Below are 15,184 nucleotides of genomic sequence, written 5' to 3'. Positions count from 1 at the left end.
CCTCCGCTGACATAAAGAGGTTTCATGGGTTTCTCTAGCTTTGCGGTGCAGCTGCTCAACGGGTTGGCGGGCGCCTCGTCGCTGTTCATGGTGGCCGCCGGCCTGTCGCTGATCTTCGGCGTCACGCGCATCGTCAATTTCGCGCACGGCTCGTTCTACATGCTCGGCATCTACCTTGCCTACACCTTCGTCGAACGGCTGGCCGGCGGCATCGGCTTCTGGCCGGCACTGGCGCTGGCGGCGCTGGGCGTCGGCCTGGTCGGCGCGCTGGTCGAGATGGTGCTGCTGCGCCGCATCTACCGCGCACCCGAACTGTTCCAGCTGCTGGCGACCTTCGCCCTGGTGCTGGTCATCAAGGACGCGGTGCTGTGGCTCTGGGGACCCGACGAGCTGCTCGGCCCGCGCGCGCCCGGCCTGTCCGGCTCGGTGCAGATCCTGGGCCGCCAGTTTCCCACCTACGACCTGTTCCTGATCGTGGTCGGCGTGGTGGTGCTGGGATTGCTCTGGCTGCTGCTGACCCGCACCCGCTGGGGGACCCTGGTACGGGCAGCGACACAGGACCGGGAGATGGTGGGCGCGCTCGGCGTCAACGAGACCTGGCTGTTCACCAGCGTATTCGCCCTGGGGGCGCTGCTGGCGGGCCTCGGCGGCGCACTGCAGATCCCGCGCGAACCGGCCAACCTGGAGATGGACCTGGTGACCATCGGCGCCGCCTTCGTGGTGGTGGTGGTGGGCGGCATGGGATCCATCGTCGGCGCCTATGTCGCCGCGCTGCTGATCGCGGAACTGAAGGCCGTCTGCATCTGGCTCGGCCTGGTCAACCTGTTCGGCGTCGATATTTCGTTTTCCAAGCTGACGCTGGTGGTGGAATTCCTGGTGATGGCGGTGGTGCTGGTGATCCGCCCGCACGGCCTGCTCGGGCGGCCGCAGGCGCCCACCCGCAACCTGGGCACGGCCGAAGCGCCGCTGCGGCCGGCGGGCAAGCTCTATCGCGGGTCCGCGCTTGCGCTGGTGGTGGTGCTGGCGCTGCTGCCGCTGCTGATGAGCGACTCGCCGTACATGACCGTGCTCGGCATCGACCTGCTGGTCGCCGCCCTGTTCGCCGCCAGCCTCCACTTCATCATGGGGCCGGCCGGCATGCATTCCTTCGGCCACGCCGCCTATTTCGGCCTGGGCGCGTACGCCGCGGCACTGCTGGTGCGCAGCGCCGGCATGCCGATGGAGATCGCGCTGTTCGCGGCGCCGCTGCTGGCGGCCGCCGGCGCGCTGCTCTACGGCTGGTTCTGCGTGCGCCTGTCCGGCGTCTACCTGGCGATGCTGACGCTTGCCTTCGCCCAGATCACCTGGGCCATCTGCTACCAGTGGGACGGCGTCACCGGCGGCAGCAACGGCCTGACCGGGGTCTGGCCGGCGAGCTGGCTGTCGGAGAAGAACGCTTACTACTACCTGACGCTGGCGGTGGTGGTCGCCGGCGTGCTGCTGCTGCGGCGCCTGCTGTTCTCGCCGTTCGGCTATGCGATGCGGGCGGTGCGCGACTCGCCGCTGCGCGCCGACGCCATCGGCATGGACGTGAAGCGGGTGCAATGGGCCGCCTTCGTCATCGCCGGCCTGGCCGCCGGCATGGCGGGTTCGCTGTTCGCCTTCTCCAAGGGCAGCATCTCGCCGGAGAGCCTGTACGTCGGCAAGTCGGTGGACGGCATCGTGATGGTGATGCTGGGCGGGATACAGACCCTGATCGGACCGATCGTCGGCGCGGTCACGTTCAGCTGGCTGCATGACACGATTGCCCGCAGCACCGACTACTGGCGTGCCGCCCTCGGCGGCATCATCCTGCTGCTGGTCCTGCTGTTCCCGCAGGGGATCGCCGGCTTCGTCCGGCAGCTGTTCGACCGCAAGAACGAAGCGAAGGAGGCGCGACCATGAGCCTGATGACGGTTTCCAACCTGGGCAAGTCCTTCGGCGGCGTGAAGGCGGTCGACGGCATCAGCTTCAACCTGCACGCCGGCGAACTGCTGGCACTGATCGGGCCGAACGGCGCCGGCAAATCGACCACCTTCAACATGGTCAACGGGCAGCTCGCGGCCGATGCCGGCTCCATCCTGTTCGACGGCACCGAACTGGTCGGCCTCAAGCCGCGCGAGATCTGGCGGCTCGGCGTCGGCCGGACCTTCCAGATCGCGGAGACCTTCGCCTCGCTGACGGTGGTCGAGAACGTGCAGATGGCCCTGCTGTCCGCTGACCGCAAGCTGTTCGCGATGTGGCGGCGCGCGGCCGGCCACAAGCGCGAGGAGGCGCTGGAACTGCTGGAGCAGGTCGGCATGGCGGGGCAGGCCGACCGCCCTTGCAGCGTACTTGCCTATGGCGACGTCAAGCGCGTCGAGCTGGCCATCGCCATGGCCAACCGGCCGAAGCTGCTGCTGATGGACGAGCCGACCGCCGGCATGGCGCCGAAGGAACGCAATGCGCTGATGGCGCTGACCAAGAAGCTGGTGGTGGAGCGCAATATCGCCGTGCTGTTCACCGAGCACAGCATGGACGTGGTGTTCGCCTATGCCGACCGGATGGTCGTGCTGGCGCGCGGCCGATTGATCGCGGAAGGCGCACCGCACCACATCCGCGACGATCCGAAGGTGCAGGAGGTGTATTTCGGCACCGGGAAGACGTTCGAGAAATCCAGCCTCAAAAGGGAGGTCGCTTGATGCAGGCAGTGGCGGAACAGGCAGGACAGGCGGTACAGGCGGTACAGGACAGTGCGGCGCCGGCGCTGCTCGACGTGCGCGGGCTCGATGCGTGGTACGGTGCGGCGCAGATCCTCTTCGGCGTCGACGTGACGGTGCGCCGCGGCGAAGTGGTGGCGCTGATGGGCCGCAACGGCGCAGGCAAGTCGACCACGCTCAAGGCCATCATGGGGCTGCTGCAGAAGCGGCGCGGCGCGGTGTCCTTCATGGGTCGCGACATTGCCGGGCTGAAGCCGCACGAAATCGCCGCCGGCGGTCTCGGTTTCGTCCCCGAGGACAGGCGCATCTTCACCGACCTCACCGTCATGGAGAACCTCGATGTCGGCCGCCAGCCCGCCCGCCGCTGGCCGGACGGCAGCGATGCGCCGCTGTGGACGCCGGAGCGGCTGTTCCGGCTGTTTCCCAATCTCGGCGAAATGCCGGACCGGCCGGGCGGGCGCATGAGCGGCGGCGAGCAGCAGATGCTCACGGTGGCGCGCACGCTGATGGGCAACCCCTACCTGGTGCTGCTGGATGAGCCGTCGGAGGGCGTGGCGCCGCTGATCGTCGAACAGATGGCGCAGATGATCGTCGAGCTCAAGGCGCAGGGCGTGAGCATCCTGTTGTCGGAACAGAACGTGCATTTCGCGGAGCTGGTGTCCGACCGCGCCTATGTGCTCGAGAAGGGCCAGATCCGGTTCCAGGGCTCGATGGAAGAACTCGCGGCCGACGAGCATGTGCGCCAGGCCTACCTGACGGTCTGAGCATGCGCATGCCAAGCGGACGCTACAGCCTTGAAGTCAACGGCGAGCTGCATGCGCTGGAGGCGCCGGCCGAGGCGCCGCTCCTGCACGTGCTGCGCAACGACCTCCGCCTGAACGGGCCGAAGTACGGCTGCGGCCTCGGCCAGTGCGGCGCCTGCAGCGTGCTGCTGGACGGCAGGCTGGTGCGTTCCTGCGTCATCCCGCTGCGCGCGGCGGCCGGCAAGCGCATTACCACGCTGGAGGGACTCGGCGACCGGCATTGTCCGCATCCGGTGCAGCAGGCCTTCATCGACGAACAGGCGGCGCAATGCGGCTACTGCCTCAACGGCATGATCATGGCGACCGTCGCGCTGGTGCGCGACAATCCGCGCCCGACCGACGCCGAGGCCAGGGAGGCGCTCGCGCACAACCTGTGCCGGTGCGGCACCCATATCGAGATACTGCGGGCGGTGCAGCGCGCGGCGGTACTGATGGCGGACAAGGAGGACGGGCATGAAGCGCCGCGCTGACCTGCCAGCGACCCGGCACGATTTCCATGCAGCCGACGGCGTGCTGCTGGTCACCCGCGACCCGCCGCCGCCGCCGCCGCCGGTGAAGGGGCAGCCCGCGGCGGTGCCCGGCAACCCGGCCGAGGGCGTGGAAATCCTCGTCGCGGTATGGGACGACGGCAGCGTCACCGCGCTCAACGGCCATGTCGACCTCGGCACCGGCATCCGCACGGCGCTGGCCCAGATCGTGGCGGAAGAGCTCGACGTGCGGATGGAGCAGGTCAACATGGTGCTGGGCGACACCTGTCGCGCACCCAACCAGGGCGCGACCATCGCCAGCGCCTCGATCCAGATTCACGCCGCGCCGCTGCGCGGCGCCGCGGCGCAGGCGCGTGCCTGGCTGGTGGAACAGGCCGCCGCCCGGCTCGGCGCCGACCCCGAGCAGCTGGACGTGGAGGGCGGGGCGGTCACGGTTCGCGGGGAGCCGGGTCGCAGCACCACCTATGCCGAGCTGCTGCAAGGCCGGCACGTGCAACTGACGCTCGACCCCGCCGTGACGCCGAAGCGACCGGAACAGTACCGCCTGGTCGGCCGCGACGTGCCGCGGGTGGACATTCCCGCCAAGGCCACCGGCGAGACGGTGTTCGTGCATGACGTGCGGGTTCCGGGCATGCTGCACGGACGGGTGGTGCGCCCGCCCTATGCGGGAGCCGACCATGGCGATTTCATCGGCAACTCGCTGGAAGCCGTCGACAAGGAATCCATCGCCCATATACCCGGCATCGTCGCCATCGTCGTGATCCGTGACTTCGTCGGCATCGTGGCGCTGCGCGAAGAGCATGCGGAGCAGGCCATGCGCGAACTCCGCCTGCAATGGAAACCATGGCCGCCGCTACCCGACCTCGGCGACCTGGAGGTCGCGATCCGCAACAACCCGTCGAGCAGGCGCGTGGTGGCGGAGCAGGGCGATGTCGACGGCGCACTGGCGTCCGCCGCGCAGCGCCTCGACCGCACTTATGTATGGCCATACCAGATGCATGCGTCGATCGGCCCGTCCTGCGCGGTCGCCGACTGGCAGGGCGAGCGTATCCTGGTGTGGACCGGCAGCCAGAATCCGCACGTGCTGCGGGCCGACCTCGCCCGCTTGCTGGATATGCCGGAACTGGCGGTCGACGTGATACGGATGGAAGCATCCGGCTGCTACGGCCGCAATTGCGCCGACGACGTCGCGGCCGATGCCGCGCTGCTGTCGCGCGCAGTCGGCGCGCCGGTCCGGGTACAGCTGACACGCGAGCAGGAACACCAATGGGAGCCGAAAGGCGCGGCGCAGCTGATGGACGTTCGGGGCGGCCTCGACGCCGCCGGCCATCCCGCCGCCTACGACTTTGCCACCTCCTACCCGTCGAACGGCGCGGTGACGCTGGCGCTGCTCCTGACCGGCAAGGTCAGCCCGCAGCCGGTGGCCTACGAGATGGGCGACCGCACTTCGGTACCGCCCTACGACTACACCAACCTGCGCGTCACCATCAACGACATGGCGCCGATGCTGCGCGCGTCCTGGCTGCGCGGCGTGTCCGCATTGCCGAATTCCTTTGCGCACGAATGTTACATCGACGAGCTGGCACACGCGGCGGGCGTCGATCCGGTCGAATACCGGCTGCGCTACCTGAAGGATGACCGGGCCGCGGAACTGGTGCGGGCGACCGCCGAACGGGCTGGCTGGCTGCCGCACACGCAGCCGCAGCAGCAACAGGCCGACGGCGAGTTCCTCAGGGGCCAGGGCTTTGCCTATGCGCGCTATGTGCACAGCCGCTTTCCCGGATTCGGCGCCGCGTGGGCGGCCTGGGTGGCCGACGTCGAAGTCAACCGCAATACCGGCGAAGTGCATGTCCGCAAGGTGGTGGTCGGCCATGACGCCGGGCTGATGATCAATCCCGCCGGGGTCAGGCACCAGATCCACGGCAACGTGGTCCAGACCACCAGCCGCGCGCTCAAGGAAAAGGTGCAGGTCGACAGCGCCACCAACACGGTCGTCAACCGTGAATGGGGCAGCTACCCGATCCTCAATTTCCGCGAGGTGCCCGTCATCGATGTGATGATGATGCCGCGCAACGACCAGCCGCCGCAGGGCGCGGGCGAATCCTCGTCGGTGCCCGGCACCGCCGCCATCGCCAATGCCATCTTCGATGCCACCGGCGTACGCTTCCGGCAGCCGCCTTTCACCGCCGAAGTGGTGAAGGCGGCGATCAGTCCGCCGCCGGCGGAACCGTCGACGCCGCCGCGCAGGCGGCGCGGATGGTGGGCCATTCCCGGGGCGCTGCTGGCGGCGGCCGCCGGCATCACCGCCGCCGCGGTCGGCTACCGCCCCGCGATCCCGGAGGCACAACTCGGCGGCGCGTCCGTCTACAGCCGCGACGCGATCGAGCGGGGGAGGCTGCTGGTCGCGGCCGGTGACTGCATGGTCTGCCATACCGCAGACGGCGGGGAAAGGAATGCCGGCGGGCGGGCGCTGGAGACGCCGTTCGGCACGATCCACAGCACCAACCTCACGCCGGACCCGGAGACCGGCATCGGCAAGTGGTCGTTCACCGCCTTCCAGCGCGCGATGCGCGAAGGCATCTCGCGCGACGGCAGCCATCTGTACCCGGCGTTCCCGTACACCTCCTTCACCAGGATCACCGACGAGGACCTGATGGCGATGTACGCCTACCTGATGTCGCAGCCGCCGGTACAGTCGCCCGTGCCGCAGAATACGTTGCGCTTCCCGTTTAACCTGCGCCCGCTGATGGGCCTGTGGAATGCACTTTACCTGGATGCCGGGCCGGAACAGGCGGACCCCTCCCGCAGTGCCCTGTGGAACCGCGGCGCCTATCTCGTGAACGGCCTCGGGCATTGCACCGCCTGCCACAGCCCGCGCAACGCCCTCGGGGCGGAGAAGGGTGGCAGGCAATACCTGGGCGGCGCTTTCATTGACGGCTGGGAGGCGCCGCCACTGAGCGCCCTAAGCCATGCGCCCGTGCCATGGACCGAGGAAGAACTGTTCCGCTACCTGCGCCACGGCCACTCGACGCAGCATGGCGCCGCCGCCGGCCCGATGCTGCCGGTTGTGCAGGAATTGGCGGCGCTGCCGGATACCGACCTGCGGGCGATGGCGCATTACCTGGCCAGCTACGCCGCCGCGCCGGCCGCGTCCGACGCTGATGCGGCCGCGGGCAATGCGGTACGGGCCGCCAGGCAGCAGGCGGCGCTGATGGCGGACAGCGGCAGCCGGCTTTTTGATACGGCCTGCGGCAGCTGCCACCACGACGGCACAGGCCCGGGACAGCCCGGCCGCAACATCCATCTCGCGCTCAACAGCAACCTGCACAGCGCGGCGCCGGACAACCTGGTGCAGGTGATCCTGCACGGCGTGCGCGACGGCGCGGGCGATGGGGCCGGAACGATGCCGGCCTTCCGCGACAGCCTGAGTGACGAGCAGATCGCTAGCCTGGCCGCGCACATGCGGCAGCGCTTCGCCCCCGACAAGCCGGCCTGGACCGGCACCAGGGAAACGGCGGCGCGCCTGCGCAAGCACGGCAGTGCCCGGTAAATAAATGCCGGGCGGCGTCGCACGGTTGTGCGACAGCATGCCACCCGCCATTGCTCCTCCGATGGACCCGGCGGGGCGGAAAGACGGAGAAGGCTGCCAGGCGTAGAATATCCGCGCGGTCCGTGCGCAGGCGGCACGGCCCGCACGCATTGACAGTCCCCAACACCGCGCCGTTGACCATCCGATGAAGAAGTCGAAGAAGGGCAGCTTTCTTTCCCGCCTTCCTGCTGCGGAACAGATCAGACAGAGCAGCCTGCTGCGGGTATTCGGTCCCTGGCTGGACCGCCACTGGCTATGGCAGTTCAACCGCCGCACCGTCGCCGGCGGCGCCGCCATCGGGCTTTTCTTTGGGATCCTGATCCCGTTCTTCCAGATTTTTTTCGCCGTCGTCGGCGCCATCGCACTCCGGGCCAACGTACCGGTGGCCGTGGCGTGCACGTTCGTCACCAACCCGTTCACTTTTCCCCCGATCTACTATCTGGCCTGGCGCCTCGGAGAGATGCTGATAGGCCGCGGCGGGAACGCGGCCGCGGTGGGCACGCAGCCGGAAGTGACTGCCGCGGCGGAAGCAGCGGCGGCGGCGTCGGACGTCGCCGTGGCGGCAGCGGAAGAGGCCGGCAGGCTGGCGGCGGCGGTGTCGGAGGCGATGCAGGCGTTGCAGTCGATGGGACTGCCGCTGGCAATCGGCCTGATGGTGCTGTCGGTCACGGTTTCAGCCACCGCCTACATCCTGATCCGGGCCGCCTGGTCATCGTTTTCCCGCTACCGGTGGATGACGCGGCGCGCCGGCCGGGCGTCCGGCACGGGGCCTGGCTAGCGCACCGCACGCACTTGCGGCACCGCCGACTCCCGCCGCGTCACGGTCGGCCTCGGCTCCCAGCGTGCTGGGCGGGCGCCCGGCTTACTTCACCACGGTGACGGGCACCTCGGCGCTGCTGATCACCCTGGTCGCGACCGAGCCGACCATGAGGCCCGCGACCGGCCCCATCCCGCGCGAGCCCATTACGATGCCGGCGCAGGCGCATTCCTGCGCATGCCTGACGATCTCCGTGGCCGCCGTGCCGATACGCAAGCGGCACTGGTAGGAGATCCCTGCCTGGTCGAGCACATCCCTGGCCGGTTTCAGCACCCGTCCTGCCTCGTCGGCCTCCCGTTGCTGGATCTGGTCATGCGTCATCATCCCATGCACCCCGAGCGGCACCGGATCGCCGACGTGCAACAACTCCAGGTCTCCCGCAAATCCCTCTTTCACCATGGTGATGGCGTATTGCAGCGCGCGCAGCGCACACGCCGAACCGTCAAACGGAACCAACAGCTTTCGCATCGTGATACCTCCTCATGTCTTGGGTGCAGCACCCGGTTCAAGGTCCCGCCGCGCGTCGGCCGCGCCCGGCGGCGGACAGGGCCTGGTCCGATTCGAAGTCCATGGTCTCCATGTCCCTGTCGAAGGCGACCGGCTTGCCGAATGCCTTCAGCCAGGCGAATCCCGCCAGCCCTGCGGCGCACGAGGCCAGCAGGATCGCCATCTTCGAGGCGTTGATGGTGTCCGCTTCGCCGGCGAAGGCAAGGTTGGTGATGAAGATGGACATGGTGAAGCCGATGCCGCCCAGCAGTCCGGCACCGACCACGTGTCGCCAGCGCAGGTCCAGGGGCAGCCTGCACAGTCCTGCCGCCACCGCGAGAAAGCTCAGCAGCACGATGCCGAGGGGCTTGCCGAGCACCAGGCCCGCGAGTATCCCGATGCTGTTCGGCGAGGCCAGGTCCCCGGCCCAGTCCGGCCCGATCACGATGCCGGTATTGGCCAGTGCGAAGATGGGCAGGATCACGAATGCGACGGGCTTGTGAAGGAAATGCTCGAGCCGGTGCGACGGAGATGCCTCGTCGTCCTGCTTCGCCGAGTACGGAATCGCGAACGCCAGCAGGACGCCTGCAATCGTTGCATGGACACCCGACTTCAGCATCAGCACCCACATGATCGCGCCGCCGGCAAGATACAGTGCAAGCGACTGCACCCGCAGCATGCGGTTCATGCAGACGAGCACGCCGAAGACGGCAAGCGCGCCGAGCAGGTAGGCAAACGCCAGTTCGGCCGTGTAGAAGACAGCAATCACGATGATGGCGCCGAGGTCGTCCATGACCGCCAGTGCAGTGAGGAAGATCTTCAGTGAAGCAGGAACGCGGCTGCCGAGGAGCGCGAGCACGCCGAGGGCGAAGGCAATGTCGGTCGCCATCGGGATGCCGACGCCGGCCTGCGTCGGCAGACCACCGTTGAAAGCGAAATGGATGAGCGCCGGCACCGCAATTCCGCCGGCAGCGGCGCAGATCGGGAGAAGGGCGTTCCTGACATTCGACAGTTCGCCGTTGTACAACTCGCGCTCCAGTTCGAGCCCGATCAGCAGGAAGAAGATCGCCATCAGCGCGTCATTGATCCAGTGCTCGATGCGCAGGCCGGCAACAGGCACCTGCCAGAGGCGCAGGTAGTCCTCGCCGACCAGCGAGTTGGCAAGGATCAGGGAGATGACGGTGCCGACGATCAGCAGGATGCCGCCTGCCTTCTCCGACGCGACGAAGCGCTTGAAGGTGCGGGACAGTCTTTTTTCAATGACAGCCATGTGTTCCCTCCTGGGCGAATCGCGTTACCCCCCGGGCGGGCCCGCAGCCCGCCAGGGCAATGCAGGCGCGCCAGGCGAGGTACCGGCGATGCCGGCGCGGCCATGCGGCTCGACTCACCGGCATGGGCGGCGGCCCAGCCATGAAGACGCATGGAACGGCAAGGAGTCGGGTCCGGTTGACCGGAAGGAAAAGCCAGGTCGCGGAAGAACAGGTGCGGAAGTCGCACTGGATGGTTTCGGGTGCAGTCATGGGTCGTCACGAGGCCAGCGTGGCGGCCCGACCGACGCAAATCCTGCACACACGAAGGCATGCGTGCACCCGGGTCGATTATAGCCATTTTCTGCGCGCGGGGTCGTGCCGGCGCCTGGTTGCCGCGGGGTCGGACCTGCGGCCCCATGTCCTTCATACCCCTGACCTCACATGCTGGCGGCGGCTTTCATCGGATAGGCGCCGGTAATGTGGTAACCGCCGAAATGCTTCATGCCCTGCACCGCGTCCACGTATTCATTGGGGCGCGGCGAGCGGTACGCCAGCAGCGTGCCGATCTTGCCGGCTGCCTTGTCAGCCAGGTCTTCGTCGAGGGTGGCGATGCGCGCGCCCATCTGCGCCGCCTTTTGCCTGATGAGCGCCAGGCACGCATCCCGCGCTTTTTTCGGGACGCCCGGATTGCTGTATTCACGTTCGACAAAGATGACCGGCATATCGTTTTCATCCAGGACCAGGCGCAACATGCGCCTCCACTGGGTGCCATGCTTGTTCGCCACCTGGGCGCTCAAGTATTTTCCATCCAGGACGTAGCCCGGTAACGCCTTGTTCCATTCAGGCTCCCCATAAATGCTCTGGCAGCTACCGATGACTTCAGTACCGATCAGGAAAAGGTCTTCCGGCTTGGCGGATATCGACACGATCATCTCCCTGCATTTTGCAAGCGAAAGGGGAGGCGCTTCCAGTTTCTTCTTCAGGCCCGCGATGTCGCTCGCCAGCTGTTCGAAACACCCGTCGAATGACAGGTCCTTCAGGCAGTCCGCGCGCTCACGATGCGATTTCCCGGGCATGACTGCAAGAAGCAGCGTTCTTTCAACATCCTTGTACTCGGACGCCACATGATCCTCAAGCCGGCCCAGCGCATCGTCGGCCTGCATTTCTCCTTCGAGAACGCGTGCCAGTAACGGGAAGGTGCCGGGCGGGACATGTTTGTCATCGACGATCCGCTCCTTCAGATACCGCTTCGCGTCAACCTCGACTTCCAGATCCTCCTCGTTATACACAATGGCATCGGTGTACTGGACCTCCTCTTTCCAGCATGCCCACGCTGCGGGCGCCTTCTCCTGCAGCCGCGCATTGTGGGCGTTGTCCTTCGTGTCGTAGCGTATGCTGGCAAGCGTGGCGCCGCCGTCATTCGCGACGAGGCCGCGCGCCAGAAGGCCGATCTCCTGCATCACCTGGTCTCGCTTGCCCTGGTTCCGCATGCCCAGAAAAATCGAGGTTGCGTAGGAAAGCAGGGCGGCTGGACTGCGGGAAGCATGAAGATACGCGTTGAATTTTTCAGCGAACGCGTCGACCTCGCCCTCCGGCACGGAGAACAGGACCTGCAACAGCAATTTGCCCGCCTTCTCTACGTCCGCCACCTCGCGGATATTCCTGAGGGCCGTGAGAGCGTCGTCCCTGTCCGCCCGGGCTTCCGCCAGCTCCGCCAGTCCAAGCAAATACATCATTGCCGGCGTCACGGCCTTGGCTTCGACGGCTTCTGCGGAGACCACGTCCATGATTCGCCACTTTTCGTCCGGCGCAAGAACGCTGATCAACGCCATTTCGGAGAAGTACTTCAGCAGGGGAACGGCCTTCTTCGTATCCCGGAAACGATGATTCTGTACCAGCGCCAGCAGCCCCGTCAGCTCGCTTGCACGCCCGCCGTTATCGGCAAGCACAAACAGCGGCGCCGCGAAGACCTTCGGATGACCCGGCTTCAACGGCGCGGAAAACGCTTCCAGTGCCTTGGCTGTCGCGATTTCGCGCACGCAGAGGTAGAGACAAACGGTCGGGGCGAGGCGGCCTTGACCGTCATGGAATCGGGCGATTGCGCCGAGCATATCCGCCAAGAATGCGGACGAACACACCGCCGGCGGGCAGTCAAGCATCAGGAGGGCGGCCAGCTTCGCCCAGGAGTACAAGGCGGCGTCGTCTTCGGCGCAGGCATGTTCGATTGGAGCGCACAGTACCGGGCAATGGTCGAACAGGACACCCAGGGCGGAATCGTCGTCATCGTCGTCGGGATAGTCATCCTCATCGTCATGGCAATGCACAAGACATTGCTTGACATACTCGACCCGGCCCAGCAGTCCGTTCATGTCGTGCGTCTCCACCCATGACCCGATCGCATTCCTTACCATGGACAGTATTTCATGGGGCAGAAATTCGGTGACGCCGGCCGGTATCGTCCAGTCGCCGTACAGCATCTCCGGCCTTTGCAGCTTGTCCAGGAAGTCGATTGCGCCGGGATCCCCGGCGACAATCTGCATCTCGAGCAATCGGCTGATGAAATCCCTGTCGGGTTCGACGGCTTGCGCAAGCTGTTCGAGGTTTTCGCATCGAGGCAGCCACCAGCGGTATGCGGCGCCGAGCCGAGCGGCGGATCCCATATTGATCGTCCTGCCGATCGCGCCCAATTTCCGAAGTCCGTCGCGGCAGGCAGCCATCGGATCGGGGGCGGAAGACATCGCATCGGCGACTTCACGCAGGAAGCGGATCTTGTCCTCGCGCGCGATCCGGTCGCTTCCTCCAAATTCCGCGACGTCGGCGACGATGGCAGGCTCGGGTTCCGTCATTGGGTTCAACACCGCCGCGAAGCGCACTGCCAGATCTACGTCCCTGCCGGTCGCGGCGTGGAAAGCGATACCGAGCGATTTGTCCTGGAAGTTTTCCAGCGTGGAGAGAAGTTGCTCGCCTGCCTCGGGATGCTGCATCGCCTTGCCTATCATCTGGCTCGCGCCATGCCGGAACGCCGTGGAATGCGGCAGGAGGGACAGGAAGGTGGACGCGAGCAGCGTGCTCTCTCGTTCGGAGAACGGCAGCCCTCCCAGATGCGCCGCGGAGAACCTGAGCCATGCCGCGTCAGCCGCAGGCGAAATGCAGTGGGGATGCAGTTCCCCAAGGAAGTCCGGGATCGTACTCGTCCCCTCCATGAAGAGGTCGGCCAGACCGAGCTGTTCTTCGACATGCTGATAGGCGAACGCACCGTGCTCATGGCGGCTGTCGGTCTGAACCATGCTGATGTGTGGCGCGTGCGCCAGCCACGTCCGCACAAGCATGCGCTTGTCGTCCCTGGCCAGGGCCAATGGCTTGTACCGCGGATTGACCAGGTGCGCATACATGTGCTGCTGAGTACCCGTCAGCAAGGAAACGTAGAGCGGCAGCTGTCCGTTCCGATGTGCCGCGATCTCCTGGCCGATGCGCAGCAGCAAAGGAACATCCTGCGGGGATGGATTGAAGTCGGTGATCCGTGTCGCGAGTTCGATGAATTCGCGCTTGTCCAGGAGATGTTCCAATGCGCGTTTCCTCAGGGCCGATGCCCCTTCGTCGTGGCCGAGGGCCATATGTCGCACGACGGCGAGAATATCGACATGCGCGGGTTCGGTTTCGAGGAAGTGCCCAAGAACCGCCTCCTTCACGGCCGGGCTTTTCTGCGCCAGCTCCCGCAGCACCGGGAGATTCCTGCGGTCATGGAAAGACCGTGATTCTGCTTCGATCCGCGCAATCACTTCCTGCGCTTTATGAAGTCGCCGCGCATTCAGCAAGGCCGGCGGTGCATGACGACGCGCGAGAGGAATGGCTGGAGGTCGGGCTCGATCGCGCGGAGCGGGCGCGGTTGCCATCGGTCCTTGCGGATGTCCCAGATGGCGTGTGGTGACGTCCGGCGTATCCACGAAAAGGTGACGGCTGCAGCATGAGCTGGAGAGGGGCATGTTTCTCGTCCGGAAAAAAGAACCCCCTTGCGTGGCTGCCGACGCATGCATGGTTCCGGCCGCGGATGCATTCAACGGTATTTCTGCCGAAGTCCGCTCCATGCCCGTCAGTGGACAGGCGTGCCTTAGGGCGCAAACCGGACTGCGCCCCGGCTGCCTGGCCTACGGCAGCATGCCCGCGAGCGCTGCCGCGGCATCCACCACGAGCGGGGCATAGTCCGCCCGGTAGCGATGGGCCGGCATGGTGAGCGTGAGCGCGCCGACGAGCCGGCCGTCCTGGCCGAATACCGGGGCGGAGATCCCGGCCACTTCGGCCATGCGGTCGCCGACGACCGCACAGTATCCCTGCTTGCGGATGCGGTTGTAGTAAGCCTTCGCGCTGCGTCCTTCCTGCTCCGGCAAATCCTCGTCGAAGGCGACGAGCACCCGCCCTCCGGCGCCCCGGTGCAGCGGAAGCACGTCGCCGGCCCGCGCATGGTCGCGCACCGGATGCGGGGAGTCGACGCGATGCAGGCAGATCCTGGCCTCACCCTGGCGCACGTGGTAGGACGCGCTCTCCCCGGTACGCCTGACGAGTTCCTCGAGGACGGGGACGACCGCCCGTTCCAGCGAGAAAGAGGAAGAGTAGATGCCGTACAGGCGGGCGATCTCGCTGCCCAGCACATATCTGCCGTCGCCGATCCGCTGCACCCAGCGCCGGTGCTCCAGCGATGCCAGCGCCCGCAGGACGGCGCTCTTGTAGAGCCGGGTGCGTTCCGCCAGCTCGGCCAGCGTCAGCGGGCCGTCCCCGGACTGGAACGCCGCCACGACGGAGAGGGCCTTGTCGACGGCGGCGATGCCTCCGGAGGCGGCGTCGGCGGCAGCGACGGATGCGATTTTTCCTTTGCGCGGCATGGTGTCGAGGTATGAAGGCAGGGACGCGGCTTGACAGCCCCGCCTCCGCCACGGACAATATTCCAGTCATAAGAATTCAATTCTAACCTACGGAATTTGGCGTGGCAACGGCTTTGTTCGCTGTCGAATGCAAGGGCAGCACCGGCCAGCAATGCGA

Annotated in this window: 10 protein-coding genes; 6 read left to right on the top strand and 4 right to left on the bottom strand. The window is 66.6% G+C overall.

Going from position 1 to position 15,184, the window contains the following annotated elements; genetic code table 11:
• The first annotated feature begins 24 nt into the window (after positions 1-24).
• The 6 genes from VIM12_RS14975 (at position 25) to VIM12_RS14950 (ending at position 8,375) form a co-directional block, all read left to right on the top strand.
• Positions 25-1,923 (top strand): ABC transporter permease, encoded by a 1,899-nt coding sequence (locus tag VIM12_RS14975; protein WP_331942461.1) that lies wholly within the window; start codon positions 25-27, stop codon positions 1,921-1,923.
• A complete protein-coding gene (locus VIM12_RS14970) occupies positions 1,920-2,699 on the top strand; it encodes an ABC transporter ATP-binding protein (RefSeq protein WP_331942460.1) in 780 nt (259 codons plus the stop codon). The genes VIM12_RS14975 and VIM12_RS14970 overlap by 4 nt, the downstream gene beginning before the upstream one ends.
• Positions 2,699-3,481: an ABC transporter ATP-binding protein gene (locus tag VIM12_RS14965; protein WP_331942523.1), complete on the top strand. Its 783-nt coding sequence runs from the start codon at positions 2,699-2,701 to the stop codon at positions 3,479-3,481. Before VIM12_RS14970 ends, VIM12_RS14965 begins: the two co-directional genes overlap by 1 nt.
• 2 nt (positions 3,482-3,483) lie before the next feature.
• Positions 3,484-3,990: a (2Fe-2S)-binding protein gene (locus VIM12_RS14960; RefSeq protein ID WP_331942459.1), complete on the top strand. Its 507-nt coding sequence runs from the start codon at positions 3,484-3,486 to the stop codon at positions 3,988-3,990.
• Entirely contained in the window at positions 3,974-7,558 is a 3,585-nt protein-coding gene (locus VIM12_RS14955; RefSeq protein ID WP_331942458.1) for a molybdopterin cofactor-binding domain-containing protein, read from the top strand. Before VIM12_RS14960 ends, VIM12_RS14955 begins: the two co-directional genes overlap by 17 nt.
• Before the next feature lie 184 nt (positions 7,559-7,742).
• Entirely contained in the window at positions 7,743-8,375 is a 633-nt protein-coding gene (locus VIM12_RS14950; protein WP_331942457.1) for a DUF2062 domain-containing protein, read from the top strand.
• A gap of 84 nt (positions 8,376-8,459) precedes the next feature.
• Here the strand turns inward: VIM12_RS14950 and VIM12_RS14945 are convergent, their stop codons facing one another.
• The 4 genes from VIM12_RS14945 to VIM12_RS14930 form a co-directional block, all read right to left on the bottom strand.
• Positions 8,460-8,882: a universal stress protein gene (locus tag VIM12_RS14945; RefSeq protein ID WP_331942456.1), complete on the bottom strand. Its 423-nt coding sequence runs from the start codon at positions 8,880-8,882 to the stop codon at positions 8,460-8,462.
• A 37-nt stretch (positions 8,883-8,919) separates the two neighbouring features.
• Positions 8,920-10,170: a Na+/H+ antiporter NhaA gene (nhaA, locus tag VIM12_RS14940; protein ID WP_331942455.1), complete on the bottom strand. Its 1,251-nt coding sequence runs from the start codon at positions 10,168-10,170 to the stop codon at positions 8,920-8,922.
• A 417-nt stretch (positions 10,171-10,587) separates the two neighbouring features.
• Entirely contained in the window at positions 10,588-14,133 is a 3,546-nt protein-coding gene (locus VIM12_RS14935; RefSeq protein ID WP_331942454.1) for a hypothetical protein, read from the bottom strand.
• A 162-nt stretch (positions 14,134-14,295) separates the two neighbouring features.
• Entirely contained in the window at positions 14,296-15,027 is a 732-nt protein-coding gene (locus VIM12_RS14930; RefSeq protein ID WP_331942453.1) for an IclR family transcriptional regulator, read from the bottom strand.
• Positions 15,028-15,184: the final 157 nt, after the last annotated feature.

Source organism: Noviherbaspirillum sp. (assembly GCF_036563305.1).
Lineage (GTDB): Bacteria > Pseudomonadota > Gammaproteobacteria > Burkholderiales > Burkholderiaceae_D > Noviherbaspirillum.
Note: the sequence above shows the minus strand (reverse complement) of the source record. Positions and strands in the feature narration are given on the sequence as shown.